29 protein-coding genes and 1 other RNA gene are annotated in these 26754 nt (G+C 61.8%); 19 read left to right on the plus strand and 11 right to left on the minus strand.

Annotated features, from left to right (window positions below; genetic code table 11):
* The first annotated feature begins 9 nt into the window (after nucleotides 1-9).
* On the plus strand, nucleotides 10-996 hold the full coding sequence (locus tag E4Z66_RS07715; protein WP_136462423.1) for an NAD(P)H-quinone oxidoreductase: 987 nt from the start codon (nucleotides 10-12) through the stop codon (nucleotides 994-996).
* Nucleotides 997-1006: 10 nt separating this feature from the next.
* Here E4Z66_RS07715 and E4Z66_RS07720 read toward each other — a convergent pair whose 3' ends face one another.
* Together E4Z66_RS07720 and E4Z66_RS07725 are read right to left on the minus strand one after the other, a co-directional pair.
* On the minus strand, nucleotides 1007-1648 hold the full coding sequence (locus E4Z66_RS07720; RefSeq protein WP_136462424.1) for a hypothetical protein: 642 nt from the start codon (nucleotides 1646-1648) through the stop codon (nucleotides 1007-1009).
* 180 nt (nucleotides 1649-1828) lie between these two features.
* On the minus strand, nucleotides 1829-2458 hold the full coding sequence (locus tag E4Z66_RS07725; RefSeq protein ID WP_136462425.1) for a ribonuclease T2 family protein: 630 nt from the start codon (nucleotides 2456-2458) through the stop codon (nucleotides 1829-1831).
* Nucleotides 2459-2592: 134 nt separating this feature from the next.
* Here E4Z66_RS07725 and E4Z66_RS07730 point away from each other — a divergent pair, with 134 nt between their 5' ends.
* Complete coding sequence (locus tag E4Z66_RS07730; RefSeq protein WP_136462426.1) at nucleotides 2593-3345, plus strand: DUF1013 domain-containing protein; 753 nt, start codon at nucleotides 2593-2595, stop codon at nucleotides 3343-3345.
* A gap of 123 nt (nucleotides 3346-3468) precedes the next feature.
* Here E4Z66_RS07730 and recR read toward each other — a convergent pair whose 3' ends face one another.
* From recR to E4Z66_RS07750, 4 genes are read right to left on the minus strand one after another with little or no spacing between them, the layout of a single operon-like run.
* A complete protein-coding gene (recR, locus tag E4Z66_RS07735) occupies nucleotides 3469-4065 on the minus strand; it encodes a recombination mediator RecR (RefSeq protein WP_136462427.1) in 597 nt (198 codons plus the stop codon).
* Nucleotides 4066-4101: 36 nt separating this feature from the next.
* The gene (locus E4Z66_RS07740) at nucleotides 4102-4446 is read right to left on the minus strand and encodes a YbaB/EbfC family nucleoid-associated protein (protein WP_136462428.1); all 345 of its coding nucleotides are present in this window, start codon (nucleotides 4444-4446) and stop codon (nucleotides 4102-4104) included.
* Nucleotides 4447-4459: 13 nt separating this feature from the next.
* Entirely contained in the window at nucleotides 4460-4831 is a 372-nt protein-coding gene (locus E4Z66_RS07745; RefSeq protein WP_136462429.1) for a hypothetical protein, read from the minus strand.
* Nucleotides 4828-6594 carry a DNA polymerase III subunit gamma/tau gene (locus E4Z66_RS07750; protein ID WP_136462430.1) on the minus strand — a complete coding sequence of 589 codons (1767 nt, stop codon included), beginning with the start codon at nucleotides 6592-6594 and terminating at the stop codon, nucleotides 4828-4830. Before E4Z66_RS07750 ends, E4Z66_RS07745 begins: the two co-directional genes overlap by 4 nt.
* A 168-nt stretch (nucleotides 6595-6762) precedes the next feature.
* On the opposite strand from E4Z66_RS07750, the gene E4Z66_RS07755 reads away from it, so the two are divergent.
* The 3 genes from E4Z66_RS07755 (at nucleotide 6763) to E4Z66_RS07765 (ending at nucleotide 9629) form a co-directional block, all read left to right on the plus strand.
* Complete coding sequence (locus tag E4Z66_RS07755; protein ID WP_136462431.1) at nucleotides 6763-7740, plus strand: calcium-binding protein; 978 nt, start codon at nucleotides 6763-6765, stop codon at nucleotides 7738-7740.
* Nucleotides 7741-7845: 105 nt separating this feature from the next.
* Nucleotides 7846-8682, plus strand: a complete 837-nt coding sequence (gene ypfJ / locus E4Z66_RS07760; RefSeq protein ID WP_136462432.1) for a KPN_02809 family neutral zinc metallopeptidase — start codon at nucleotides 7846-7848, stop codon at nucleotides 8680-8682.
* 80 nt (nucleotides 8683-8762) lie between these two features.
* Nucleotides 8763-9629 carry an alpha/beta hydrolase family protein gene (locus E4Z66_RS07765; protein ID WP_136462433.1) on the plus strand — a complete coding sequence of 289 codons (867 nt, stop codon included), beginning with the start codon at nucleotides 8763-8765 and terminating at the stop codon, nucleotides 9627-9629.
* Nucleotides 9630-9971: 342 nt separating this feature from the next.
* Here the strand turns inward: E4Z66_RS07765 and trpS are convergent, their stop codons facing one another.
* Nucleotides 9972-10973, minus strand: a complete 1002-nt coding sequence (trpS, locus tag E4Z66_RS07770; protein ID WP_136462434.1) for a tryptophan--tRNA ligase — start codon at nucleotides 10971-10973, stop codon at nucleotides 9972-9974.
* Nucleotides 10974-11398: 425 nt separating this feature from the next.
* On the opposite strand from trpS, the gene E4Z66_RS07775 reads away from it, so the two are divergent.
* The 4 genes from E4Z66_RS07775 (at nucleotide 11399) to E4Z66_RS07790 (ending at nucleotide 14430) form a co-directional block, all read left to right on the plus strand.
* Nucleotides 11399-12247: a hypothetical protein gene (locus E4Z66_RS07775; protein WP_136462435.1), complete on the plus strand. Its 849-nt coding sequence runs from the start codon at nucleotides 11399-11401 to the stop codon at nucleotides 12245-12247.
* Complete coding sequence (locus E4Z66_RS07780; protein WP_136462436.1) at nucleotides 12240-13184, plus strand: hypothetical protein; 945 nt, start codon at nucleotides 12240-12242, stop codon at nucleotides 13182-13184. Before E4Z66_RS07775 ends, E4Z66_RS07780 begins: the two co-directional genes overlap by 8 nt.
* A 41-nt stretch (nucleotides 13185-13225) precedes the next feature.
* Nucleotides 13226-13729: an RICIN domain-containing protein gene (locus E4Z66_RS07785; RefSeq protein ID WP_168797748.1), complete on the plus strand. Its 504-nt coding sequence runs from the start codon at nucleotides 13226-13228 to the stop codon at nucleotides 13727-13729.
* An 89-nt stretch (nucleotides 13730-13818) separates the two neighbouring features.
* Nucleotides 13819-14430 carry a cytochrome b gene (locus E4Z66_RS07790; RefSeq protein WP_168797749.1) on the plus strand — a complete coding sequence of 204 codons (612 nt, stop codon included), beginning with the start codon at nucleotides 13819-13821 and terminating at the stop codon, nucleotides 14428-14430.
* Nucleotides 14431-14436: 6 nt separating this feature from the next.
* Here the strand turns inward: E4Z66_RS07790 and ffs are convergent.
* An RNA gene (gene ffs, locus E4Z66_RS07795) (signal recognition particle sRNA small type) lies at nucleotides 14437-14535 on the minus strand.
* Nucleotides 14536-14573: 38 nt separating this feature from the next.
* The gene (locus tag E4Z66_RS07800; RefSeq protein WP_168797750.1) at nucleotides 14574-16349 is read right to left on the minus strand and encodes a bifunctional metallophosphatase/5'-nucleotidase; all 1776 of its coding nucleotides are present in this window, start codon (nucleotides 16347-16349) and stop codon (nucleotides 14574-14576) included.
* A gap of 157 nt (nucleotides 16350-16506) precedes the next feature.
* Here E4Z66_RS07800 and nudC point away from each other — a divergent pair, with 157 nt between their 5' ends.
* Nucleotides 16507-17475: an NAD(+) diphosphatase gene (gene nudC, locus E4Z66_RS07805; protein WP_136462440.1), complete on the plus strand. Its 969-nt coding sequence runs from the start codon at nucleotides 16507-16509 to the stop codon at nucleotides 17473-17475.
* Nucleotides 17476-17511: 36 nt separating this feature from the next.
* A complete protein-coding gene (locus tag E4Z66_RS07810) occupies nucleotides 17512-17979 on the plus strand; it encodes an SRPBCC family protein (RefSeq protein WP_136462441.1) in 468 nt (155 codons plus the stop codon).
* Between the two features lie 48 nt (nucleotides 17980-18027).
* Here E4Z66_RS07810 and E4Z66_RS07815 read toward each other — a convergent pair whose 3' ends face one another.
* Entirely contained in the window at nucleotides 18028-18678 is a 651-nt protein-coding gene (locus E4Z66_RS07815; RefSeq protein ID WP_136462442.1) for a peroxiredoxin, read from the minus strand.
* Between the two features lie 223 nt (nucleotides 18679-18901).
* On the opposite strand from E4Z66_RS07815, the gene E4Z66_RS07820 reads away from it, so the two are divergent.
* The 7 genes from E4Z66_RS07820 to E4Z66_RS07850 all read left to right on the plus strand — a co-directional run bounded on the left by E4Z66_RS07820 (nucleotide 18902) and on the right by E4Z66_RS07850 (nucleotide 25265).
* The gene (locus E4Z66_RS07820; protein WP_246035926.1) at nucleotides 18902-19588 is read left to right on the plus strand and encodes a Crp/Fnr family transcriptional regulator; all 687 of its coding nucleotides are present in this window, start codon (nucleotides 18902-18904) and stop codon (nucleotides 19586-19588) included.
* Nucleotides 19589-19754: 166 nt separating this feature from the next.
* Nucleotides 19755-19958, plus strand: coding sequence for a YgaP family membrane protein (locus tag E4Z66_RS07825; RefSeq protein WP_136462443.1), 204 nt, complete (start codon nucleotides 19755-19757; stop codon nucleotides 19956-19958).
* Between the two features lie 3 nt (nucleotides 19959-19961).
* Nucleotides 19962-20393: a YeeE/YedE family protein gene (locus tag E4Z66_RS07830; protein WP_136462444.1), complete on the plus strand. Its 432-nt coding sequence runs from the start codon at nucleotides 19962-19964 to the stop codon at nucleotides 20391-20393.
* Nucleotides 20394-20396: 3 nt separating this feature from the next.
* Entirely contained in the window at nucleotides 20397-20831 is a 435-nt protein-coding gene (locus tag E4Z66_RS07835) for a DUF6691 family protein (RefSeq protein WP_136462445.1), read from the plus strand.
* Nucleotides 20832-20852: 21 nt separating this feature from the next.
* On the plus strand, nucleotides 20853-21734 hold the full coding sequence (locus E4Z66_RS07840; protein WP_136462446.1) for an MBL fold metallo-hydrolase: 882 nt from the start codon (nucleotides 20853-20855) through the stop codon (nucleotides 21732-21734).
* Nucleotides 21735-21845: 111 nt separating this feature from the next.
* Entirely contained in the window at nucleotides 21846-23525 is a 1680-nt protein-coding gene (locus E4Z66_RS07845; RefSeq protein ID WP_136462447.1) for a bifunctional protein tyrosine phosphatase family protein/NAD(P)/FAD-dependent oxidoreductase, read from the plus strand.
* A 3-nt stretch (nucleotides 23526-23528) separates the two neighbouring features.
* Nucleotides 23529-25265, plus strand: a complete 1737-nt coding sequence (locus tag E4Z66_RS07850) for a SulP family inorganic anion transporter (RefSeq protein ID WP_136462448.1) — start codon at nucleotides 23529-23531, stop codon at nucleotides 25263-25265.
* 7 nt (nucleotides 25266-25272) lie between these two features.
* On the opposite strand, the gene E4Z66_RS07855 is transcribed toward E4Z66_RS07850, so the two are convergent.
* Nucleotides 25273-26109 (minus strand): prephenate dehydratase, encoded by an 837-nt coding sequence (locus E4Z66_RS07855; RefSeq protein WP_136462449.1) that lies wholly within the window; start codon nucleotides 26107-26109, stop codon nucleotides 25273-25275.
* A gap of 131 nt (nucleotides 26110-26240) precedes the next feature.
* On the opposite strand from E4Z66_RS07855, the gene E4Z66_RS07860 reads away from it, so the two are divergent.
* A complete protein-coding gene (locus E4Z66_RS07860; protein WP_136463059.1) occupies nucleotides 26241-26747 on the plus strand; it encodes a c-type cytochrome in 507 nt (168 codons plus the stop codon).
* Nucleotides 26748-26754 lie beyond the last annotated feature (7 nt).

The following is a 26754-nucleotide window of genomic DNA, read 5'->3' on the forward strand; positions in this document are numbered from 1 at the left end:
ACCCCCGATATGACCCAGACAATGCGCGCGGTGGAGATTTCCAAGGCAGGCGGACCGGATGTTCTGCAACCGGTGACACGGCCACGCCCGGTCGCGGGGCATGGGCAGGTCGTGATCAAGACGGCTTGGGCCGGGGTCAATCGGCCTGACGCGCTGCAACGGGCGGGCATGTATGCGCCGCCGCCCACAGCCAGCGACCTGCCGGGCCTCGAAGCCTCGGGCGAGGTGGTCGAGGTTGGCCCCGGCGCCGAAGGAGTCGCGGTGGGTGACAAGGTCTGCGCGTTGCTGCCCGGTGGGGGTTACGCCGAATATGTCGCGACCCCGGCGGCGCATTGCCTGCCCATCCCCGCTGGAATGGGACTGAAAGAGGCGGCCTGCCTGCCGGAAACCTTCTTCACCGTCTGGTCCAATGTATTCACGCGCGGCGGGCTGAAGGCGGGCGAGCGGTTCCTTGTCCATGGCGGATCTTCCGGGATCGGCACGACCGCGATCCAACTGGCATCTGCCTTCGGGGCGCGCGTTTTCACCACCGCCGGATCGGCAGAGAAGTGTCAGGCGTGCCTTGACCTTGGTGCAGAGGCCGCATGGAACTACCGCGAGGTCGATTTCGAAGACAAGATGCGCGCGGAAGGCGGCGCGGACCTGATCCTCGACATGGTCGGGGGCAGCTATATCCCGCGCAACATCAAGGCGTTGGCCGATGATGGGCGACTGGTGCAGATCGCGTTCCTGCAAGGCCCCAAAGCCGAACTGAACTTCGCACAGCTTATGACGCGCCGCCTGACGATGACGGGATCAACCCTGCGCCCGCAATCCGATTTGGCCAAGGCGCGTATCGCCGAAGACCTGCGCGCCCAAGTCTGGCCCCTGCTGGACGCGGGCCGTGTCGCCCCGGTCATGGATCAGGAATTCGCATTGGACGACGCCGCCGCCGCACATGCGCGGATGGAAGGATCGACCCATGTGGGCAAGATCGTGCTGCGGGTCGGCGGGTAACGCCGCGCCCTCAACTCATCTGGCGCGCGGTTCTCATCGTGGCGGTGACTTGCTGCGCCGTCACGGTGGTTTCGCGTTTCTCACGCTCTGCCGCTTCGTGAATGACAAAACCCACCTGCGGTTCGATCAGCATCATCAGCCCGACAAGCCGTCCCGGCGCACGGGAGATATTGGGCATCCCGATCCGTGTCAGGAACGACCGGATGCCGACCGCGCATAGCGGTGAGTTCTCTGCATCCGAAATCAGCACTGTCATGCTGCGCTTGCCGGACCGCAGGTCACTGGCCAGGGCCGTAATCTCGGACCAGTTCTTGCGCACGGCGCGGCGGCGGTCCCATGCGATCTGCGCTTCTTCCATCGCGGCGACGGGATCGGCTTCGGGCGAATGATAGCCATGTTTGCGATCCACATGGCGCACCATCCACAGCAACTGGCCGGTCTCGTCGATCCCGCGCTGGGCCGTGATGTCACCGCAATCGGAATGGACGGTCTGCGCTGTGTCGATCCACATGCGGACCCAGTTCTCGGAATTGTATTCAAGCTCGTCCGACAGGGCGGCGATCTCACGCTCCATCAGGGATGTCATCTGGCGCTCAAGCGTCAGGTCGGTACGCAGCTTTTGAAATTGCACGCGGCTTTGGAAGGGCAACATGCTTGCCTCCTGAATATCGGTTTCAAAAAAGGGGCCTCGCGCAAGGCGAGGAAGGTAATATCTCAGCAGGGTAAGCGGGGGGCCTGCGCCGACAAATGGCGGAATACCTTACCCGCGCGGATAACGGCGAGTTTCCGCGCCAAGGCGGATGTCATGGCAGCAAAGGGTGGGGGGAAAGGCCTAACGAATAGGCGTAAACAGCGCGTCGCGCAGTGTGCAGTCCTTGATGACATCGCGCCCGCAGGGCACCGGCTCCAGCGATTTGGACAGGCAGATGCGGGCTTCCTGAATATGACGGTTGCGGCAGGTGATGGTGATCCCGTCGGCATCCAGTTGCGGATTGTCCTTCAGGAAAGCCTCTTCCACCACGGCGGCTGGCAGTTTCACGGTCTTGTCGAGGCGGCGGAAGATATCGGGCCGGACCACGCTTTCATACGCCTTGCGAGACAGGGCGTAGTAATCGGCAGCGGATAGGCCGGTGCAACTGCCGTGCTTTTTCCACTGATACCATGCCAAGCCGGAGGTGCCCATGATGTCGGCCATGTCCCGCGTCATGGACCGCGAGGGCGGGCGTTCAGCGGTGGGGCAGAAGGCAGGCCAGCCCTGATGGTATTGCGGCCAAAGCCCATGCAGCGTCCAGCCGTGATCGTGGCGGGGGTGGCACTGGTCGGACTCCTTGTCGTCGCCCTCGATCTCGCACCAGTTGGGCGACCATGACAACGCCATCACGTAGTAATCGAATGCGCCAGCCTTCTCGCCATCGGCCAGCGCCATCGTGGCGGAAAACAGCAGGATCAGTAGGCTACGCATGATACTCTTTCCATTTCTACGCGGTCTGACTATATAGCGTTCAAGTTCCCCCACAATGGAAACTCGTCCCGCCAAGACCCGGGGCAGTCTGGAGACAGGCAGCGGGGAAGATGTATGCGCAAGGAGCAATTGAAATGGCAAAACCGCTTATGGCAAAAGCCACCGCTGTCTGGCTGGTGGATAACACCACGATCAGCTTCAAGCAGATCGCGGATTTCGTCGGTCTGCACGAGCTGGAAGTTCAGGGCATCGCGGATGGTGACGTCGCTGCGGGGGTCAAAGGTTTCGATCCGATTGCAAACAACCAACTGACGCAGGAAGAAATCGACGCGGCAGAGAAAAACCCGCTGCACAAGCTGAAGCTGAAGTTCAACGCGGCTGCCGTGGGTGAGGAAAAGCGCCGTGGCCCGCGTTACACGCCGCTGTCGAAGCGTCAGGATCGTCCGGCGTCGATCCTGTGGCTGGTGAAATTTCACCCCGAACTGTCCGACGCGCAGATTTCCAAGCTGGTGGGCACCACCAAGCCGACCATTCAGGCGATTCGCGAACGGACGCACTGGAACATCGCCAACATCCAGCCGGTCGATCCGGTGGCGCTGGGCCTGACCAAGCAGTCCGAACTGGACGCGGCGGTTCAGAAGGCGGCGGCGAAGAAGGCTGCGGAAGGCGAGGTCATGACCGATGACGAGCGCCGCAAGCTGGTCTCGACCGAGCAGAGCCTCGACATGGATCCAGAGCCGAAGATCCCGTCTGCCATCGGTGGGCTGGAAAGCTTCACGCTGATGGGCGATGACGACGATGATGAGGAAGAAGATAACCTCGTTGACGCAGACAGCCTGTTCAACCTGCCCAAAGATGGCGGGGATAATGAGGACGAACAGCCCTAAGCGGCGCTGTTCCGTTCCGGGGCCGTATTGCGGCGCTGGCGACATGACAAAGCCTCGGCGGAATGCCGGGGCTTTTTTCGTTCGCAAGGTCGGGGGGCGGCGTTTGGCCTGCCGGGCGCGCCGTCAGGAAACGCTTTTGCGCGCGCGCATCGCGGCGGTGATCGTGCCGTCGTCGAGGTAATCCAACTCTCCACCGATGGGCACACCCTGCGCCAGAGACGACAGTTGAACCTGCCCCTCCAGCATATCCGCGATGTAATGGGCGGTCGTCTGGCCATCAACGGTCGCATTCAGTGCAAGGATGACTTCCTTGACGTCCTCGGCCTCTACCCGGTCGCGAATGCGCGGGATGCGAAGGTCTTCCGGCCCAACGGAATCGAGGGCATTCAAAGTTCCGCCCAGCACGTGATAGCGCCCCTTGAACACGCCGGACCGTTCCATCGCCCACAAATCGGCGACGTCTTCGACCACGCATAGTTCACCATTCTGGCGCTTGTTCGACTGGCAGATATCGCAAATATCCGCCGTGCCGATATTGCCGCAGTTCAGGCATTCGCGCGCAGTGGCGGCGACGGTTTGCATCATGTCCGCGAGCGGGGTCAGCAGCAAAGCGCGCTTGCGGATCAAATGCAGCACCGCACGCCGGGCAGAGCGTGGCCCCAGCCCGGGCAGTTTCGCCATCATGTCGATCAGGGCGTCGATATCCTTGGTGCTGCTCATGCGGCCCGCGATGATCCCTTTGCGATAGCCTGCCGGTCAGAACGGCAGCTTCATGTCCTTGGGTAGGCCGAGGCTTTCGGTCAGGGAGGACATTTCCTCCTGCGCCTTTTCGGCCGCCTTGGCTTGGGCGTCCTTGATCGCGGCGAGGATCAGGTCTTCGACCACTTCCTTGTCGTCGCCGTTGAAGATCGACGGATCGATATCGAGCGCCTTGAGATCGCCCTTGGCCGAGGCTGTCGCCTTGACCAGACCCGCACCGCTTTCACCCACCACCATGACGTTGTGCAGATCGTCCTGCAACTGCGCCATCTTGGTCTGCATTTCCTGCGCTTTTTTCATCATCCCGGCCATATCGCCGAGTTGTCCGAGGCCTTTGAACATGTTTCAGTCTCCGTCAATCAGTGCGCTTGGGGCGCGGTGCGGTATATAGGATCGTTGCAACGCATATGACAGCGACAAGCCCGATGAACAAGGTCGGCGCGCCTGCGCAGCCTTCGCGCATTGCCTGTATCCGCAGGTCCTGCCCGCCGAACGCGACCAGCGATGTCCAGATCGTCCAAAGCGCCACCGCAGCGAGCCCGCCCCATGCGCTTTTGGCCCGCAGCGCGATGACCGTGCCGACCAGAAGGGCAATCGAAACCGGTGCGGACAGCAGATATATCAGCTCGTCCCATGCGCCGACGGGGGTGCCATCCCAATCGGGGCGCAGCGTATCACAGGCCCCGGCGCGCGTCGCCGTGGGCGACAGCAAAAGCAGTGCGGTCAATCCTCTTCGAAGGGATCCCATTCGTCTTCCACTTCATGCAGGCCCTCGATTTCGGCCTCGGCTGCCAGTTCCTGGGGCGAGCGGATCGCAGCGATCTTGGCCTTGGGAAAGGCGGCAAGCACCTCTTGCACCAGCGGGTGAGCCTCGGCTTCGGCGCGGCGGGCGAGTTCTTCGGCGTCGCGTTCTTCCGCGATGGTGGCAGCATCGCACCCGTTGACAAGCGTGACCGCCCAGCGATTGCCGGTCCAGAGTTGCAGCCGCTGTCCAAGCCGCTGCGCAAGGTCAGAGGCGGCGTTTTCCGCCGGTGTGAATTCGATGCGTCCGGGCTGGTAGGCCGCAAGGCGCAGCCCGGTTTCGACTTCGACCAGCAGTTTCACATCCCGGTTGGTCCGGATCAGATCGACAACATGCGCGAAGGTGGGAAAGCGCGCCAAAGCCTGCGCCGGGTCTTGCGCCAGCGCCGCGACCGGCCCGCCAGAGGGCCCTGCGCCGCCGGAGTGATGGGTCATGGCCTGCGCGCGGGCCTGCACAGCGCTGGCCCCGGTGGACCCGGCCGACCCGGACTGGCCGCCACCGGGTGGCGGTGGGGGCGGCGGCGTCTGGCCTTGCAGCTTGCGCACCAGATCTTCGGGGGAGGGCAGGTCGGCCACGTGGGTGAGCCGGATAATCGCCATCTCTGCGGCCATCATGGCGTTGGGCGCGGCGGCGACTTCTTCCAATGCCTTGAGCAGCATTTGCCACATCCGGGTCAGAACCCGCATCGGCAGCGCGTCGGCCATGGCCTGTCCGCGGCTGCGTTCATCGGGGGACACGGTGGGGTCTTCCGCGGCTTCGGGCGTGATCATCACCACGGACACCCAATGGGTGATCTCGGCCAGATCGCGCAGCACCGCCAGCGGGTCGGCCCCATCGGCATATTGTGCGGAAAGCTCCGTCAGGGCACCGGCAGCATCGCCGCGCAGGATCATATCCATCAGGTCCAGCACCCGGCCCCGGTCGGCAAGGCCCAGCATCGCGCGCACCTGATCGGCGGTCGTTTCGCCAGCGCCATGCGATATGGCCTGATCCAGAAGCGAGGTCGCATCGCGGGCCGACCCTTCGGCGGCGCGGGTGATCAGTGCCAGCGCGTCGTCGGCGATCTCGGCCCCTTCGGCGGTGGCGATCTTGCGCAGCAGGCCGATCATCACTTCGGGTTCGATCCGGCGCAGGTCAAAGCGTTGGCAGCGCGACAGCACTGTCACCGGCACTTTGCGAATTTCGGTGGTCGCGAAGATGAATTTCACATGCTCTGGCGGTTCTTCCAACGTCTTGAGAAGCGCGTTGAAGGCCGAGGTGGACAGCATGTGCACCTCATCGATGATGTAGATCTTGTAGCGTGCGGACGCCGCCCGGTAATGCACGGAATCGATGATCTCGCGGATGTCGCCCACACCCGTGCGCGACGCGGCGTCCATCTCCATCACGTCGACATGGCGGCCTTCCATGATCGCCACGCAATGTTCGCATTGCCCGCAAGGATCGGTTGTGGGGCCGCCGGTGCCATCGGGACCAATGCAGTTCATGCCCTTGGCGATGATCCGTGCGGTGGTCGTTTTGCCGGTGCCGCGAATGCCTGTCATGATGAAGGCCTGCGCGATGCGATCCGCCTCGAAAGCGTTCTTGAGCGTCCGCACCATGGCGTCCTGACCCACCAGATCGGCGAAGGTCTCGGGCCGGTATTTCCGGGCGAGAACCTTGTAGCCTGTCGTGCTGTCGTCGCTCATCCGCGCCCCCTAACTCGTGCTGGTGCAAGGTAATGGCGCGGGCGGCGAAGGTCCACAGGCAGAAAGGGCGGTCGCGGGGTGAAGATGCAGAACAGGCGCCGCGTATCAGCACGCTTGATTGGCGCGGCGGGACCTCTATCCTGTCCCAAACCTGGGGAGGGATTTGAGATGATTGAGTTATTGGTGCTCCTTGGTGTCGGTTTGGCGATCGGCATGGCCGATGGGGGCGGCGGGTCGTCCGGCGATGATCTGCCTGAGCAAGAGGATCTGACGTCAGAGGATGATGGCCTTGTCTCCGAAGATTACCGGGCCGAATTGAACGCAACCTACGACATTCTGGTCGCGGAAGGCGAAATCAGCCGCAGCGAAGCGGACGCGATTCTGGATGATGTGCAATTCCGGAGCGGCGCGATCAACGTCGCGGCGGGGGCGGGCGATGACGAAATCGTGGGAAGCGATCAAGGGGATCTGCTGGATGCTGGCGCGGGCGATGATCTTGTCTTCGGCGGCGAAGGGGACGACGCCGTCCTGTTGGGCGACGGGTCGGATGCCTATGGCGTTGATACGCGGGCGGCCGTGCGCCCCGACGATTTCGAACCGTTTCCTGTGAATGTTGCGCCTTTGGGGGCGGAATCGCAGCTTGAAGGGGGCGATGACCGGGTGCTTGGCGGGCAGGGCGATGACTATATCGCCGATGGTTTCGGCACCAACCATCTGAACGGTCAGGCCGGCGACGATTTCCTGATTTCCGTGGATCAGGACGGCGTCACGCCGGACCGGGTCGTTGGTGGCAGTGGCGACGATGTTCTGATCGTGGACGAAGGCGACAGCGTGCGTCTTGGCGCTGGCGAAGACCGCGTCACCGTCGATGTGTTTGGCGGCCTTTCCAGCGACTACCTCACGGTAGAGATCGACGATTTCACACCCGGCGAGGATGTGATCGAGCTGGAAGGAGGGGTGGGCTGGTTGCGCCCGGCCCCTGTCCTTGATCCCGATACCGGCCAACAGATTGGGGAACGCGATCGCATCACCGTATTTGATCTGTCCGACGGGACCGGGGCTATGGTGGCCGTGGATGGTATTCCGGTCGTGCGGGTTTTCGGTGGGCAGGGGCTGACAGCGCAGGACATCCTGATCAGCACCTAACTGCGACGACGGTCCTGGCTGGCACAGGGTTTTCCTGGCGCTATGTGTCGGTTACGCTTGGTGCAGCAGCACCAGTCAAGAGGGTGCATCCATGGGGGAAAGCCAATGCGTTTGAGAGGTATCCGCGGTAGCCGGAATGTCGAGGATCGTCGCGGGCGGCGGTCCGTGGGCGGCGGCGCGGGCCGTATCGGTGGCGTGGGTCTGATCCTGCTGCTGGCGGTGGGCTATTTCACAGGTATCGATATCACGCCCCTGTTGCAGGGCGGCGGACAGACAACGCAGCAGCAGCCGGTGACACAGGCCGATGAACAGGCGGCCGAGTTTACGTCGCGCGTGTTGGCCACGACGGAACAGGTTTGGGATCAGGTCTTTGAGCAGCAGCTTGGCCGGGATTACGTGCCGCCTGTGCTCGTGCTTTACAGCAGTGTGACGCAAAGCCCGTGCGGTGGTGCTTCGGGCGCAACAGGGCCGTTCTATTGCCCGGCGGATCGGAAAGCCTATCTGGATACGTCCTTCTTTGCGACGCTCAGCCAGCGGATGGGCGCAAGGGGCGACTTCGCCGCGGCCTATGTGGTGGCGCATGAGGTTGCACATCACGTGCAAAACCAGCTGGGGATTCTGACCAAGGTCGATCAGGCGCGCCGTCAGTCGAGCCAGGTTCAAGCCAACCAGTTGACAGTGCGGCTGGAGTTGCAGGCCGATTGCCTCAGCGGGGTCTGGGCGCAATCGGTGCAGGGGCTGCTGGAGCCGGGCGATCTGGAGGAGGCGCTGAACGCGGCACGCATGATCGGTGACGATCACTTGCAGCGGCAGGCCGGGCAGGTGCCGCGCCCGCATACCTTTACCCATGGCACGTCCGAGCAGCGGATGCGGTGGTTTGCGCAGGGCTATCAAAGCGGGCAGGTTGCGGCGTGCGACACCTTCGCGACGAACCAGCTTTGACAAAATGACGGCGCGTTTCGCCACCCGTGCCGCCGCGTCTATCTTGACAGCTGGGGCGTTGCTGCGCCCCGCTGTAAGCCATGGAGCCTCAGAAACTTACATTTGAAAGCGCGGACGGGGTGCGTCTGAACGGGACAGTGTTCACGCCGGAACAGCCCCCGAAGGCGATCGTGATCCTGAACGGCGCGACCGGCGTGCCAGAGCGCTTTTACCGCCACTTCGCGGCCTGGCTGGCGGAGGCGCGCGGGCTTGCCTGCGTCACCTACACCTACCGCGATATGGAGGACACCAGCCCGAAGGCGATGCGCCGGTCGCGCGTAACCATGCGCAACTGGGGAATCGACGATGCACAGCTGGTGCGGGATACCGTGCGCGCCCGTTTTCCCGGTGTGCCGATTTGGATGATCGGGCATTCGATTGGCGGAATGCTGATGTCCAAGCAGCCTTCTTTGGAGGGGATCAGCCGGGCCATTACCGTGGCAAGCGGGCTGGTATCGCACAAGGAACATCCCATGCCATACCGGGCGGCGGTTTGGCTGTTTTGGTTTGTGTTGGGGCCGTTGGGCATCCGGGCGGTGGGGTATTTACCGGGTGAGACGATCCGCTTGGGCAGCACGGTGCCGTCCACGGTGTTCTGGCAATGGCGCAAGTGGTGCACCTCTGGCGAAGCGGGCTTTCTGGCGGATGACAGCTTGCCCCGATCGGACTGGTCCCAGAGCGAGGCGCCTGTGCGGATAATCGCGATGACGGATGATCCGATTTGCCCGCCCGCAACGGCATTCCGGCTTGAGCGGGCCTTTCCGGGCGCGCGGGAAGTTCAAAAAGTGGCGCTGGACCCGGCGCGGGAAGGTGTCAAGGAGCTTGGGCATCTGAGCGTGTTCCGGCCTGCCGCCGCGGCTTATTGGCCCGATATCATCGACGATGACAGGGACGCACCGGGTGCATGATGGGGTCGGTGCGCCGGGCGGCGCACCGACCAAGGCGAGGGGGCGCTGCCCCCTCGCGCTCCCCCGGAGTATTTCGCGAACAATGAAGGGGAGATGGGCGTCGCGCTGATCTACGCATCGGGTTCTTGGTTTGCGGGGGCGCAAGGTGAGCGGTTGGATCATTTGCAGCCGATGCCGTACTGAAGTCCGTACAAATGGCCCAGATCTGTCGTGGATCAGGTTCCCTAATGTTGTGGCGCAAACTGCCGACCGGGTATTCTGGCATCGCGCGGCATTTTGCAGGGTGACGCATGGGGCGGCGGGCGCAACGGGCTTGCGTCCGGCGCGCCCTGCTTTGCTTGCTTACAGCTGGAACAGGCCCAAGGCACTCACCACTTCGCGCTTTGTCGTCTCGGTGCGCGCCCGCGCGCGTTCTGTGCCCTCTTTTATGACTTCAAGGACGTATCCGCGGTCTTGGGATAGCTGTGCCCTGCGCGCGCGAATAGGGGCAATAAGGTCCTGAAGGATCGCTTCCAGACGTGCCTTGATTTTACCGTCGCCAAGCCCGCCGCGCCGGTAGTGCGCCTTGAGTTCGGCAAGCGCGTTCTGGTCGGGGTCGAAGGCGTCGAGATAGGTGAAGACCACATTGCCCTCAACCCGTCCTGGGTCTTCGACGCGCAGGTGGCCCGGATCGGTGAACATCGCCTTGACAGCGGCGCGGATGTCGTCGGGCGGGGCGGACAGCGCAATGGCGTTGCCACCGGATTTGGACATTTTGGCCTTGCCATCGCTGCCGGGCAATCGGCCCGCCTTGGGGATGATCGCCCGCGCTTCGGGCAGCACGAGGCTGCCGGCTGTTGCGTTGATCCGGCGCACGATCTCGTTCGTTTGTTCGATGAGCGGGGCCTGATCCTCGCCGACTGGTACGACCGTCGCCTTGAAGGCCGTGATGTCCGCCGCTTGTGCCGCCGGATAGCATAGAAAACCGGCGGGAATATCGCGCCCGAACCCGCGTGCGCGGATTTCGTCCTTGATCGTCGGGTTCCGTTCGAGCCGCGCAACCGTCACGAAGTTCAGGTAGAGCATCGACAGTTCGGCCAGCGCCGGAAGATGTGATTGCAGGCAGATCGTCGTGCGCGCGGGATCAATGCCCACCGCCAAATAATCAAGTGCGACTTCGATCACGTTGCGCCGCACTTTGGCTGGGTCATGGGCATTGTCGGTCAGGGCCTGGGTATCCGCCAGCAGCAGGAATTGATCATGGCTGTTCTGATAGCGCAGGCGGTTCGCCAGTGAGCCGGCATAGTGCCCGATGTGAAGCGGCCCTGTCGTGCGGTCGCCTGTCAGAATGGTTGGTTTGGTCATTTTGCGTGTTCCCATGAAGTGAGGGGCCGCGCATCGGGAAGCTTGGAAAACAAAAGACCGCCCGTGCGGCGGCCTCGGAATAGGTTTGGTCACCCGGCCACCTTGTCAGGAGGCCAGCCACCAGGTCATTGCGATGAGTGTCGTGTTTTCCATGGGACGCTACATATCGCCGGTGAAATTGCTGGTCAACAAAGGGGTGGAAGAGGCTCGCGCGCCTTGCCCTGACATTGGGCGTGGCCGGGGCTGAGATTTTACCCCAACCGTCCCGCCGTTCGGTGGCTGCAAAATATCCCGACGGAAATCTGGCGCCCGCCCGTAGAAATGGAGCCACCCGGTTCACGGCGGCAAGTCAGGGAACCTTTTGCGCTGGCTGCGGTTAGTAAGCTAAGCTTGTTTCAGTTGGGGACTAGATTGAGGGGCTGTTGATGAGCCACAAACACGTGCCGTATCTTGGTGCCATCTTGGCAGTTGGGTTTACCCAGCCGCTTTTTGCCCATGCAGACGAGGCGCATGATCGTCTTGCCCTGTTCGCGTCCTATGTCGCGAAAGACGCGGTCGTGGGAGAGCCTTCAATCGTCGATTGCACCCCAAGCGATGGCACTGAAACATCATGCTTTGTCATCGCGGTTTCGGGCGAGCCCGAAGGTCACACAATCGGCCCGTGGTGCCCGACCAATATTTTGCAAACCGGTAAAGATGCGGGAGGGATTTGGCTGGACAACGGCGAGGTGTATGAGGTTGACGGTCCCTTCATTTCGAAGCTCGATCAATTTTATGACGATCCGGTCAGGCAATTGTTCAATCCTGAGACGGGCGAAATCCGAGTGACGGGTACGCTTGAGGGATGCCGGGCTGCTGCGCGGCCCAATGTCGATCCGGACGAGAATAATTTCTGTGTCCAGTGCGAAATCAGCTTTTTGACGCAATCAACCGAACAGAACTATGTGCTTCCCGGGGCACCGGTGTTCGGGGATGAAACTACTCCCGTGACCGACACATACGGCACAGGTATCGCCTTCAGCGGTGCGCGTATCGACGGCCCGGCGCCGCGTGATGCAATCCTTGCGGCGCATACCCTAGCCCCCTTCGACGATTGTGGTGGGCATGTGACTCCGGCTGTCGGCTATCGCTACCATGCCAATGATCCGGCGGCGAACGCCATCCTGCCTTGTCACACCGCGGCGACGGGATGCTCGTTGAGCGGTTGGAAAACCACCTGCGATGCGACGCTTCTGATAAAAGCTCACGGTCCGGGGGCGCGTGACGATGTTTGATTCGCGTGTGATAGCTGCGTTTGCGGCGCTGCCGGTCGGCGCGGCCTATGCCCAAGGACCATCGATCACCACAGGCCCGGCGGCAACGACCATCCCATCCTTGTATGAGTGTGCGGGCGGGCGGCCAACGGCGGTGGGGCAAATCACGGCGCAGGATGGATCCATGTGGACAGTTCCGGCGGACACACGGTTTGCCGATGCCCCCAAAGCCAGCGATTTATACAATGAATGTAACGGCGTAAGGCCGTCGGGCACTGCTGAATTCGACATCAACTCGGTGCCAGTCATCGACGCAGGCGGCAGCGAGAAATTCGTCGCTTATCTTTTCGGCGACAATTATTTTGAGCTTTATGCCAACGGGAAATTGCTGGCGGTTGATGCCGTGCCCTTCACGCCGTTCAACTCAAGCGTCGTGCGCTTTACTGCCGAACGCCCCGTCACGCTTGCTGTGAAGATGGTCGATTGGGAGGAAAACCTGGGCCTGGGATCAGAACGGGGCAGGGGTTTCTCCTATAGTCCGGGGGATGGCGGCTTGACGATGCTTGTCACCGACCGCGCCGGAGAAGTGGTTGGATTGACCGATGAAACTTGGCGTGCCCAGACGTTCTACATCGGGCCACTGATTGATGCCGCCTGCCTCGACACGGGCGGCCCGCTGCGTGACAGCAGCGCATGTGAGGTTCCGCGCAGCAACGACGGCACTGCTTATATGGCGGCGCATTGGGAGGTTCCGGCAGATTGGTTTGCACCTGATTTCGACGACAGTGCGTGGCCGCAGGCGACGACCTATGACAACGATACCGTTGGCGTCGACAACAAGCCGTCCTTCACCAACTTCCCCGACCTGTTCGACCGACCGGGGGCGGACGCAGAATTCATCTGGTCCTCCAATCTGGTTCTCGACAACCTCGTGCTGCTGCGGCGCACGATTGACTAAATCTCTGTAAGGGTTTCAAAATGATACGATCCGCGATTTTCATGCCGCTCCTGCTCTTGCCAACGCTCGTCGCTGCCGACGCGCCGCAACTGCAAAACAGTGGGCCGATCATCTATCTCTCCGACAATCTGGATGAGCCGGATATGCTGGGATATTGCATTGACACCCAAGACCGGGGTCAGACGGAGCGTATTCAACTGCATTCCTGCAAGCCAGACACCGACGACGCGACGGGCCGCGATGTCCTGTTTTCCTTGAACGCGGATACAGGCCGCATTGAGCATCAGGAATACGCCGGTTTCTGCCTGACGGCTGACCCGGACGCGGCCGCGACAGTCTTTGGGCTGGTTACCTGCTCGGACGCAGAGGATCAGAAGTTCACATTTGACAGCCAGAGCGGTCAAATCCATCCCGCTGACGATGATACCATGTGCCTGACAGCCGCTGCCGAAAGCACGCAGGCAGGCCCGTTTTATTCGCGGGCCTTGGGGCTGGATGCATGCGGCGCGGTCGATGCCGCCCTGCAAAGCTTCACCATGCAGTGATTTCCGGTCCAATCGATGTTTTCCGCAGTCCACACGTTCACGGAATGCCGGATGTGGTGCCAGACAGGACGCAAAGAAGGACTTCTGCAGTGAGTAGCATCTCAATCACCAATACGCGCGACGGCTACGGCCTGATCGCCATAACGCTGCACTGGATCGTTGCTGCGGCGTTCATCGTCAATTACGCCCTGATCTACTGGACGCAGTGGTACGTAGAGCCGCGTACCGAAGAGTATTTCGGGCTGTTGTCGACACATACCGCCATCGGGGTCAGCGTTGTTGTTTTTGTCTTCTTGCGCGTCATCTCCCGCTGGATGCAGCCCGTTCCAGAGGATGCGCCCGGAACCCGGCTGGAGCATTTGGGTGCCCATGCCGTTCACATCCTTCTCTACATTGCGATGTTTGTAACGCCCCTGACCGGGTACTTTGGACAAGGCGGGCCGTCGCAATTGTTCTTCGCCATCGAAATTCCGTCATTCCAGAATACCTGGCTGTTCCAGACGGTGATCGACGGGGGCTTGGGTATCAGTTGGGAGTCGTGGGAAGGTGTCATGGACTATATCCACAAAACTATCGCCCCTTGGGTGGTGGGCCTGCTGATCCTTGCCCATGCCGGTGCGGCGCTGTTCCATCACGTCGTCCGTCGGGACCGCGTTCTGATCCGCATGATCGACCCACGCAAATCTTCAAACAGCTCGTAGGGGGTAAGGTGAGAGGCTGGACAACGACCCAAGCGGGGCTCGTTACGGCTGCTTCCTTCCGGATCTGACCGGGTTGGCGAGGTGCCTGCCCGCGCCAACCTCTCAATGGGGGTAGATAATTGGCGCGTTGGCGGAATGCAAGGTTATAGGGTGACCGGGATGCGAAGAAATCCGTTCGGTGTGGGCTCGGGCGTTCCGGGGGACAGGTGGTCGATATCCCGCAGATGAGAGAGCGCGCCCGGACCGGTTAAGAACCAGCTTTGGATGCCGCCGCAGTCTTTGAACCGCCATGGGGTCTCGTTCCATGGGGGGGCACCGCTTTGGACATAGGATTGCAGCACGTCATTTGAGGTGAGTTCCGGCCGGAAGATGGCGCGATCAGATCCCATGCCCGGAAACCCGCCGCCGCCACAGGCGCGGAAGCTGTTGACGGCGACAATGAAGCGGTCGGTGTCGGCAACGGGGCGTCCATCGCAGCACAGATCGGTAATGCGGTTGTCGCTGCCCGGAGGGGCGCAAAGGTCGACTGTATAGGTGATGCCGTAGATCGTATCGAAGTCGAAACTGGGGATGGCGGGGTTCACCAGACCGGTGCCGGGAGGGCCAAGTTGCATCAGGCTCCGCGCGCCATGCGTCAGCCAGCGGCGCAGGCCTGCACCGGTCATGTCGACCGCCCAAAGGTAGTTCGGATAGGCGTTTAGTTCGGTGATGTGACGGGTGCGGATCGGCCCTTTGGGAATGTCGATATAGTTCCGGGGGCCACCGCGCCCGCCTGCGCGCGGCGATGCGACGGCTGACAGGACGGGAAGGGCGCTGAACCGTGTCCCGCGTGTGATGTCGGCGATTGCGCGGGCCTGCGCGGCGGCGATCAACGCTTGAATCGCAGTGGGCTGAATCCGTGCGAAGAAGCTGTGCAGCGGGCGGTCGGTCGTCCCGATCGGCTGATCGAGATGAGCGCAGGTCGCATCATGTGCGCAGGCAAGGGCGCTGCGCGTTAGCGGCGCCGGTTGTTCGCTGGGGGCCGGCTCAATCAGCAGCACATCGCTGCGATCCACGTGCCAAGTGCCCCGGCCATTGCGTTTCAGGTCAAGGTCAACACGTCCAAGGCCGCCTGCCTCATGTTTCGGCATAACGCAGGGAATGTTCGACAGGTGCCCTTTTGCAGGGACGACGCCATCGGAATCCGCTGTCACGTCCTGCGGGAAGCTGTGGTGAGAATGACCGCCGACCAACAGGTCGATCATGCCGTCCTGCGCGATCTCTTCGAGGATGTTGTCGCGATCGGCGTCGCCGAAACCGGTATGCGCAAGGCCGACGACCAGATCGGCCCCCTGTTCGCGCAACCCTTGCGCTCCGACCCGCATGGCGCTGCGCATCTCGCGCATCGTCACCGCCGATCCGAGCCGGGCAAAAAGCCCTTTGACGGCGCGGGGCGGCAGGACCGACAGGAAACCGATCTTCAGCGCGCCCACGGTGAAGATCGCGTGCGGCTTGATCCAGTCAGACTGCGGCGAGGTCGCGAGGTTGGAGGATACGATTGGCGCCTTCAGACTGCGCGCGAACCATTGCAGATACGGCAGGCCGTAATCCAGATCATGGTTGCCAAGACCCATCACGTCATAGGCCAGCCCGTTCATCAGGTCGGCCACCGGGTGCGTGCGCTGCCGGTCGTGATGATTTGCGATGTAATCGCCCAGTGCCGTGCCTTGCAGCATGTCGCCGTTATCGACAAGAATCACATGCCGGGGCGGGGTTTCTTCGGCGCTTTCCTTGCGCAGCTGCGCGATCAGCGGCTCAAGCCGTTCCAGACCACTGTCGACGGTTTCACCGGTCGCGTAGTCATGGCACAGCAGATGCATGTGCACGTCGCTCGTCGCCAAGATACGAACGCGCTCTATTTCGACGGTGTCATTGGTCATTTTTCTGCGAAATACATTCCAACAACAAAAAACTCCCGTCCTTGATCTATCGCAACTCGATTTATCGACTTTCAGAAAGAAACAAACCGATAGTTGATTCGTCATGTAGGTCGTGCTTGTTGCGGAGCAAGACATGAAGGCGAGGGAGCGGACAGGCATGAAATTGGCGGAAACGGTAACTTTCGGGGGGTCCGGCTTGGATCGCGCCGCGGAACTGCGCGGCGATGCGCTGGCTTTGCAGGGCGCACGGCTTAATCCGGATGCGCGGGCGATCGTCATGTGGCGCGGCAAATTGTTGCTGTCGAAGACGCGCCCGGCGGGGCTGGTGCGGTTGCCGCTGGACCACCCGATCCTCGAAGGCGCTCTGGACGGTGCGATTCTGTTGGGCCGTGAGGATGGGGCGCCATGCTTTGCCGTGGCCATCGATGCGTGGGAGCCGGCCGGGCAGGACCAAGGGCAAGTGGGCCAGTTCTTTGACCCGTCAGAGCAGCATCACCCGGCGATGCCCGAGGACGAGGTCTTTGCCGAACTGCGCCGCGTCATGACGTGGCTGACGCCGCGCGATGCCGAATTGGCCGCGACGGCGAAGGCGGTGTTTGAATGGCACCTGTCCCACCAGTTCTGTGCGAAATGCGGGGCGCGCAGCGCGGTAACACATGCGGGGTGGCAGCGGACCTGCCCCTCTTGCGGCGCGCATCACTTCCCGCGCACCGATCCGGTCGTCATCATGCTGATCACACGGGGCAACTCGGTTCTGATGGGGCGCTCTCCGGGCTGGCCGCAGGGGATGTATTCGCTTTTGGCGGGCTTCGTCGAACCGGGTGAAACGCTCGAAGCGGCGGTGCGGCGCGAGGTGTTCGAAGAGGCCGGTGTGCATGTGGGCAGTGTCGGCTACCTGGCAAGCCAGCCATGGCCCTTCCCGGCCTCGTTGATGTTCGGCTGCTGGGGCGAGGCGACAAGCGATGAGATCACGATCGATCCGTTGGAGATCGAAGATGCGATCTGGGTCACGCGAGAGGACATGGCCCAGGCCTTCGCCGGGGAACACCCGGTGTTGATGCCTGCCCGGAAAGGCGCAATTGCGCATTTTCTGCTGGAGAACTGGCTTGCAGATCGGCTGGATTGAGGGGAAACTCACGCAAAACGGGTAGTTGCGATCGGCATGAATTTTTCCGCAATAGAAGACATCGACGCGCCAATCGAGGACGTGTTCCAGATCGTTTCGGATTTCGAAAGCTTCGAAAGATCAGCGATGCGGCGTGGCGCGCAGGTGCAGCGGGTCGACAATCTGTCCGCGCCTGCTGCGGGCATGATGTGGGACACGCGTTTCACAATGCGCGGACGGCGGCGTGAGCTTCACTTGCTTCTGGACGTTTATGACGTACCCAACCGGCTTGCGCTGAAGGGCACTTCGCAGGGGCTTGAGACATCTTTTGAAGTCGATCTGATGTCGCTGTCGCGCACGCGCACCCGTATGTCGGTGGAACTTGGTCTTGCACCCAGCAGCCTGTCGGCGCGTCTGTTGGTGCAGTCGTTGAAACTGGCCAAAACCAATCTGACAAAGCGGTTCAAGCTGCGCGTGGCGGAATACGCCAAGGAAATCGAAGAACGGTGTCTGCGTAGCGCCTAAGCCGCGATAGCTTGGGACGGGGTCGTCATGCGGCCCCGCCCCCTGCCTTCAGGATGCGTCGCGCTTCGCATCCTCAAGATCGACCGTCCGCAGATAGGGGCGGATCGTTTCATACCCTTGCGGGAATTTCGCACGGGCCTCTTCATCGCCAATCGACGGGGGGATGATCGCGCGCATTCCGGGGCGCCAATCGGCCGGCAGGGCGACGCTTTTGGCGTCAGCCGTCTGCAATGCGTCGATCACACGCAGGATTTCGTCGAAATTCCGGCCCACGCTCATCGGGTAGGTCATGGTCAGGCGCAGCTTCTTGTGCGGGTCGATGATGAACACAGACCGTACTGCCGCCGTCTGGCTTTCGGAGGGGTGGATCATCTCGTAGAGCTTGGAAATCACCAGATCGGGGTCGGCAACGATCGGGAAGCGCAGCGTGGTGTTTTGCGTGTCGTTGACGTCTTCGATCCAAAGCTTGTGTTCGGCCACAGAGTCGGTGGACAGGCCGATTGGCTTGACGTTGCGGCTGGCGAATTGCTCTGCCAGTTGCGCCGTGCGGCCCATTTCCGTGGTGCAGACCGGGGTGAAATCAGCCGGGTGGCTGAAAAAGAACGCCCAGTCGTCGCCGATCCAGTCGTGAAAATGGATCGGGCCATTCGTGGTTTCGGCTTTGAAGTCGGGAACGGTATCGCCAATGAGCAGGGACATGTCAGACCTTTCTGATAAATATGCTATGATGCGCATGCCATCGGGGCGGCCTTGCGTCAGTGACCAAGTCACATTGACGCCGAAAAAGCCGGACCTAGCTGGTCTGTCAGGCGGGTTTTGCCAAGTGCGACGAAACACGCATCAACATGGCGTTGGCGGATATTCCCACTGGCTGCGAAGGCGCGTAGGGTGGGACCACACCCAAGCGAACAGGGGGCGTGTTGTGACACGGCAAGACAGACATATCGAAGTCGAGGATTGGACCGAGCGCTTTGCCGGCCCACGGTCTTTGCCGCGCGCTTTGCGCGATGAACTCGTTGCCCGCAGCCGGATCATCAAGGTCGCGGCGGGCAAGCAGATTTTCGGTCCCGGTCAGGCTACGGACAGCCTTCTGTTCCTGCTTGAAGGCACGGTTCGTGTGTCTCAAACATCGGAATCCGGGCGGGAGATCGTCTTGTACCGCGCCGTGGCCGGGCAAAGCTGTGTGATGACCACCGCCTGCGTTCTGGCGGAAGACGCCCAAGCGGCAGAGGGGGTGGCCGAAACCGATGTGCGTGCCGTCGCGCTGCCCAAATCGGTATTCGACGAGATGGTCTCGCTCTCGCCTGATTTTCGCGATTTCGTCATGTCGGCCTATCGGCGCCGCATCCACGATTTGTTGCGGGTCATCGACGATGTGGCTTTCGGCCGGATCGATGGACGCCTTGCGAACCGCCTGCTGGAACTGGCGGGCACGGCGGATAGCCTTTCGGTGACTCATCAGCAATTGGCGACCGAGCTTGGAACCGCGCGTGAAGTCATTTCGCGCCAGTTGCACGAATTTCAGCGCCGGGGCTGGATCGTGCAATCTCGCGGCAAGATCGACATCGAAGACCGCGATGCGCTGGCGCATGTGGTCGATTCTGTCTGACGCGCCGTCTCGCTGCCTGGTGGCTGCGGCCCGGTTCGGCCGGTCGATGCAAGCCCTCTGAAAACATTCATATATCTGCGCGCCCGGCGGCAAGGTGACTTTGTCACGGACGCCAGGACTGCAATGGGTTAGAACTCTATCAACTTTGATATGGAGGGCTGAACCCATGAGTGTGAATGTTGGAACCGTCGACCGCGTATTTCGCGCGGTGCTTGGAGTCGTCTTGCTGCTGTTGGCCTTCACCGGTGTCGCAAGCGGTTTTTGGGCCTGGGTTGCCGGGCTGGTCGGCATCGTGATGCTGGTCGTCGCAGCCACGCGTATGTGCCCGATCTATGCGATCTTCGGCATCAAGACCTGCAAGGCCAGCTGAACCATGGAAACGACATTTACGCCCTTCGCTTCGTTGTCTGGCGGTGTTCTGATCGGTATCGCCTCCGTTCTTCTGATGCTGATGCTGGGCCGCGTGTTCGGCGCGACCGGTGTGCTTGCGGGGTTCTTCTCTCCGTCCAGCGGTCAGGATTTCTCTTGGCGTGCGGCGCTCTTGGCCGGAATGGTCTCTGGCCCGCTGGCGCTGTTGCTGCTGACCGGCGAGATGCCGACAGTGCAGGTGCCTGTGTCTTACCCGATGCTGATGATCGGCGGGCTGATCGTGGGCGTGGGCGTCACCTATGGTGGCGGCTGTACCTCCGGCCACGGGGTCTGCGGCATGGCGCGGTTGTCTCCCCGGTCCTTCGTGGCGACGATCAGCTTCATGATCGCGACCTTCATCACCGTCTTCGTCGTTCGTCACCTGCTGGGAGCATAAAAGATGCGGCTGTTTGCAACTTATCTGATCGGACTGATCTTTGGCGTCGGCATCTCCATTTCCGGCATGGCCAACCCGGCCAAGGTCCTGAACTTCTTTGATGTGTTCGGCACCTGGGATCCTTCGCTGATCTTCGTGATGGGCGGCGCGGTCGTGGTGACCTTTATCGGCTACCGGCTGGTACTGGGCCGTTCGGCCCCGCTGATGGACACCACGTTCCATCTGCCCACGCGGCGCGATCTGGACCTGCGCCTGATCGGCGGCTCTGCGGTCTTTGGCGTCGGCTGGGGCATCGCGGGCTTCTGCCCGGGCGGCGCGCTTCCGGCGCTGGGCACCGGCCGGATGGAGGTCATCGTCTTCACGATTGCCCTTGTGGCCGGGATTTTCCTTGCCAAGTTTCTTCAAAACCGCGGCGCGGCCAAAGCTGCCAGCGCCTGAGACACGAAAGGACCCGATGCAATGACCTATCCCGTCAAAATGGATGTCAAACCCGAGGTCGACGCCTTCTTCGACGAGGCGACAAACACGATTTCCTATATCGTCAAGGATCCGGCATCCGATGCCTGTGCCATTGTCGATAGCGTGATGGATATCGATTACGCTGCCGGCCGTATCACCTATGACCACGCGGATGGGTTGATCCGTAACATCAAAGAGCGCGGCCTGAAGCTGCAATGGATCATCGAAACCCATGTCCATGCCGACCACCTGAGCGCGGCGCCGTATATTCAGCAGAAGCTGGGTGGCAAGATCGGCATCGGATCGAAGATCATGGTCGTGCAGGACACGTTCGGGAAGGTGTTCAACGAAGGCACCGAATTCCAGCGCGATGGCAGCCAGTTCGACGCGTTGTTCGAAGATGGCGATACCTACATGATCGGCACGATGCAGGCCTTCGCGATGTATACGCCGGGTCACACGCCCGCCTGCATGGTGCATGTGATCGGGGATGCGGCCTTCGTGGGCGATACCTTGTTCATGCCCGATGGCGGATCTGCCCGCGCGGACTTCCCGGGTGGGGATGCGGCGACGCTTTATGACAGTATCCAGAAGGTGCTGGCCCTGCCGGATGCGATGCGCCTGTTCATGTGTCACGACTATGGCCCGAACGGCCGCGACATTCAGTGGGAAACCACCGTCGGGGACGAGAAGGCGCACAACATCCATGTCGGGGGCGGCAAGACGAAGGAGGAATTCGTCAAGTTCCGGACAGAGCGGGACGCGCAGCTTGCCATGCCGCGGCTGATCATCCCGTCGCTTCAGGTCAACATGCGCGCGGGCGAGGTGCCGACCGACAAGGATGGCAACCCGATGCTGAAAGTGCCGGTGAACGCCCTGTGATCTGACAAGATCGTTGGAGGAACAGTCACCCGGTCCGCGCTGGACCGGGGCGGCTCTGCTGTGCCGGTGGTTCCGGGCGGCTTTTGATTTCGCGTACCGAGGAGCACGCATATGGATATCAAGCAAATCACGCCGGAACTGGCGGTCAGCCCGCAAATCAGCCCGGACGATGTGGCCGATCTGAAGGCGCAGGGCTTTCGGTCGATCATCTGCAACCGCCCTGACGGCGAAGGCGCGGATCAGCCCAGCTTCGAAGAGATCGAGACCGCCGCCAAGGCTGCGGGGATCGAAGCGCGCTATATCCCGATCGTTGCGGGGATGGTGCAGGATGACGATGCAGACGCCTTTGGTAAAGCGATGGCGGAACTGCCGGGGCCGGTCTTTGCCTATTGCCGATCTGGCACCCGTTCGGCCACGCTTTGGTCGCTGAGCGAGGCGGGCAAGCGCCCGATGCCCGATATTCTGGCTGCGACCAAGGCGGCTGGCTATGACATGAACGGCGTCGCGCGGCGCATCGCCAATGGCGGCAAGACCCCGACCGATACGGGCGACGCGCAATATGACGTGGTGGTTGTCGGCGGCGGGGCAGGCGGCATTGCCGTCGCGGCCAGCCTGATGGCGCGGCGCAACAGCCTGAATATCGCAGTCATCGACCCGGCGGATGTGCATTACTACCAGCCGGGCTGGACCATGGTTGGCGGCGGCATTTTCAACGCGCAGCAAACCGCAAAGACCATGGGGTCGCTGATCCCCGATGGGGTCCATTGGATCAAGGCGGCCGTCGCCGCGTTCGAGCCGCAGAACAATGCGGTGATCCTCGACGGGTGCCGCGTGGTGAAATATGACCGTCTGGTCGTGTGCCCCGGCCTCAAGCTGGACTGGGGCGCGGTTGACGGGTTGGAAGACACCCTGGGCCGCAATGGTGTCACCTCCAACTATCGGTACGATCTGGCCCCCTATACTTGGGAGCTGGTGCAGGGCTTGCGCCAAGGGCGGGCGATCTTCACCCAGCCGCCGATGCCGATCAAATGTGCGGGCGCGCCGCAAAAGGCGATGTACCTGTCAGGCGATGCGTGGTTCCGCAGCGGCGCGCTGAAGGATATCGACATCCAGTTCTGCAACGCGGGCGGCGTTCTGTTCGGCGTAAAGGACTATGTTCCGGCGCTGGAAGCCTATGTTCAGAAATACGGGGCGACACTCAACTTCTTCCACAACCTCGTCGCCATCGACGGGCCGGGCAAGACCGCAACCTTCAACGTCGCCAAGCCGGACGCAGCCCCCGAAACGGTCAAGATGGATTTCGACATGATCCATGTCTGCCCCCCGCAAACGGCGCCGGATTTCATCCGTGTGTCACCGCTCGCAGATGCGGCGGGCTGGGTCGATGTCGATCAGGCCACGTTGCGCCACAAGAGCTTCGACAACATCTGGAGCCTTGGTGACGTGATGAACGCGCCCAACGCCAAGACCGCCGCTGCCGCACGCAAACAAGCGCCCACAGTCGCAGACAATATCGTCGCGGATATCGAAGGCCGATCCGCCTGCGCACAATATGACGGCTATGGATCCTGCCCACTGACGGTGGAGCGGGGCAAGATCGTGTTGGCAGAGTTCGGCTATGGCGGTGTGCTCAAACCATCCTTCCCGAAATTCCTGATCGACGGCACGAAGCCGTCGCGCGCGGCGTGGCTGCTGAAGGAACGTATCCTGCCGCCAATTTACTGGCAGGCCATGCTGAAGGGGAAGGAATGGATGGCCAAGCCCGAAGCGCTCAGTGCGAAGGTGGACTGACGAATGCGTAACGCCCTGCGCCGATATGTTCCCATGCTTGAATGGGGCCGTGCCTATGATCGCACCGCCCTGAGCAATGACCTGATTGCGGCCGTGATCGTGACGATCATGCTGATCCCGCAATCGCTGGCTTATGCGCTGCTGGCGGGGTTGCCGCCCGAGGCGGGGATTTACGCCTCGATCGTGCCGATCATGCTGTACGCGGTGTTTGGCACCTCGCGGTCGCTTGCGGTGGGTCCGGTCGCGGTGGTGTCGTTGCTGACCGCTTCCGCGGTGGGCCAGGTGGCAGAGCAGGGAACCGCGGGCTATGCCGTGGCGGCGCTGACGCTGGCCTTCATGTCCGGGGGCTTCTTGCTGGTGCTGGGGATATTCCGGCTGGGGTTCCTTGCAAACTTCCTGAGCCATCCGGTGATTGCCGGCTTTATCACGGCATCGGGCCTGCTGATCGCGGCGAGCCAGTTCAAGCACATTCTGGGGATCGAGGCCGAAGGGCACACCCTGCTGGAGATCGTCGCGTCGCTGCTATCCCATATCGGGCAGACCAATATTCTGACGCTGGTGATCGGCGTTGCGGCGACGGCATTTCTGTTCTGGGTTCGCAAGGGGCTGAAACCGCTTTTGCTGGGGCTGGGTCTTGGCGCGCGGATGGCGGATATCGCGACCAAGGCGGGCCCGGTCGCAGCGGTGGTCGTCACGACGCTGGTTATCGGCCTTGGCGGGCTTGACGGGGCCGGGGTGAAGATCGTCGGAACCGTGCCGCAAAGTCTGCCGCCTTTCACCCTGCCCAGTTTCTCGCTGGACCTGCTGCGCGATCTCGCCGTGCCTGCGGTGCTGATCTCTATCATCGGGTTTGTCGAATCGATCTCCGTTGCACAGACGCTGGCGGCCAAGAAGCGCCAGCGCATCGATCCTGACCAGGAACTCATCGGTCTGGGCGCAGCCAATATCGGCGCGGCCTTCACCGGGGGCTATCCGGTCACGGGCGGCTTCGCGCGGTCGGTGGTGAATTTCGACGCAGGGGCAGAGACTCCGGCAGCGGGGGCCTTTACGGCGATTGGCCTGGCCATCGCGGCGGTCGCATTGACGCCGTTGGTGTATTTCCTGCCCAAGGCCACGCTGGCAGCGACCATCATCGTCGCGGTTCTAAGCCTTGTGGATTTCTCGATCCTGCGAAAGACATGGGCTTATTCGAAACAGGATTTCGCGGCGGTGGCGGCGACAATTCTGCTGACCCTCACCATGGGGGTAGAGATCGGCGTCGCCTCTGGCGTGATCCTGTCGATCCTGCTGCATCTTTATAAAACATCGCGGCCCCATTTCGCCGAGGTCGGGCTGGTCCCCGGGACGCAACATTTCCGCAACGTGCTGCGCCACAAGGTCAAGACCGATCCCAGCCTGCTGACCTTGCGCGTGGATGAAAGCCTCTATTTCGTGAACGCGCGTTTTTTGGAGGATTTGATCCAGAACCGCGTCAGCGAGGGCTGCGAAATCAAGCATGTCGTGCTGATGTGCCCGGCGGTGAACGAAATCGATTTCTCTGCGCTTGAAAGCCTTGAGGCGATCAACAGCCGCCTCACCGATCTGGGTGTCGGGTTCCATCTGTCCGAGGTCAAAGGCCCGGTGATGGACCGGCTGAAAACGTCCCATATGCTCGACGTGCTGAACGGCGAGGTGTTCCTGTCGCAATATGATGCGTGGTCGAAGCTGAGCCCGCGCCACGGGGTGAACGCGGCGGAGTAGGCGCCGCTCACCGGTTGAAGCGGCCTGAATCCGCGGGATAGACCCCAAGGATTTCCAGCTTGTTGGTGAAATAGTCCAGTTCTTCCAACGCGCGGGCCACTGCGGGATCGTCCGGGTGGCCTTCGATGTCGGCGTAGAACTGCGTGGCGGTGAACGCGCCGCCCACCATGTAGCTTTCCAGCTTGGTCATGTTGACGCCATTCGTGGCGAACCCGCCCATCGCTTTGTAAAGCGCGGCAGGAATGTTGCGCACTTCGAAGATGAAGGTCGTCAGCATGGTTTCGGCGCGGCGCGTCAGATCGGGTTCGCGCGCCATCAGAAGGAAGCGAGTCGTGTTGTGGCCGTGGTCTTCGATGTCGTGGGCCAGGATTTCCAGCCCGTGAATATCTGCGGCAATGGCACTGGCCAGCGCGCCTTCGCCCATCGCCTTGTCCTTGGCGATGTCCGCCGCCGCGCCAGCGCTGTCTGCGGCAGGCTCTACCGCGATGTCCAGCGCCTCAAGGAAAGTGCGCGCCTGTGGCAACAGCACCAGATGCGCCCGCACCCGTTTGATGTCGTCGATACGCTGCCCGGGCAGCGCCATCAGCGAGATCCGCACCCGCACGAAGGCCTCGCCTATGATACGCAAACCGCTTTCGGGTAGCAGCCGATGGATATCGGCAACACGTCCGTAAGTGGTGTTTTCAACCGGAAGCATCGCGCGATCCGCCGCGCCGGATTTGACTGCCTCGATCGTGTCTTCAAAGGTGCGACAGGGCAGGGGGATCATTTCAGGGGCGGCTTTTTGGCACGCTTCGTGACCATAAGCACCTAATTCGCCTTGAAACGCGATGCGATTCGACATGATTGTAACTCCGACTTAACCGACGTGCTCTACTGACAGGGCGATTGGTCGCGGTAAGTATACCTTGCCAGCGCGAGAGGGAAGCAATAGATACGCGCGCAAATCGGGAACAACCAACGGAACTCAGGCTGATCATGGACACGATGACACTTACCAAGGCAGTTGGCGCAATTTGCGGTGCGTGGCTGGTTCTTCTTCTGGGCAAATGGGTTGCTGAAGAAATGTATCACGTCGGCGGCCACGGCCCGCAGGCATATGTCATCGACACCGGTGCGGCCGAAGGCGGCGCTGAAGAAGAGCAGGGGCCTGACATCAACGAGCTTCTCGCTTCTGCCGATGTCGACAAGGGCGCGAACGTCTTCAAGAAATGCCAATCCTGCCACAAGCTGGAAGATGGCGCGAACGCAACAGGCCCGTATCTTTACGGCGTCGTCGGTCGTGAAATCGCATCGGTCGATGGTTTCGGCTATTCCGGCGCGCTGCAAGGGCTTGAGGGTGCCTGGACGCCCGAGGCGCTCAGCGGCTTCCTGCAGAACCCCAAGAAATACGCATCCGGCACCACAATGGGCTTTGCGGGTCTGAAAAAGATCGAAGACCGTGCAAACGTGATTGCCTACTTGGACAGCATCGGCGGCTAAGCCGATC

The organism is Aliishimia ponticola (assembly GCF_004803475.1).
Classification (GTDB): Bacteria; Pseudomonadota; Alphaproteobacteria; order Rhodobacterales; family Rhodobacteraceae; genus Aliishimia; species Aliishimia ponticola.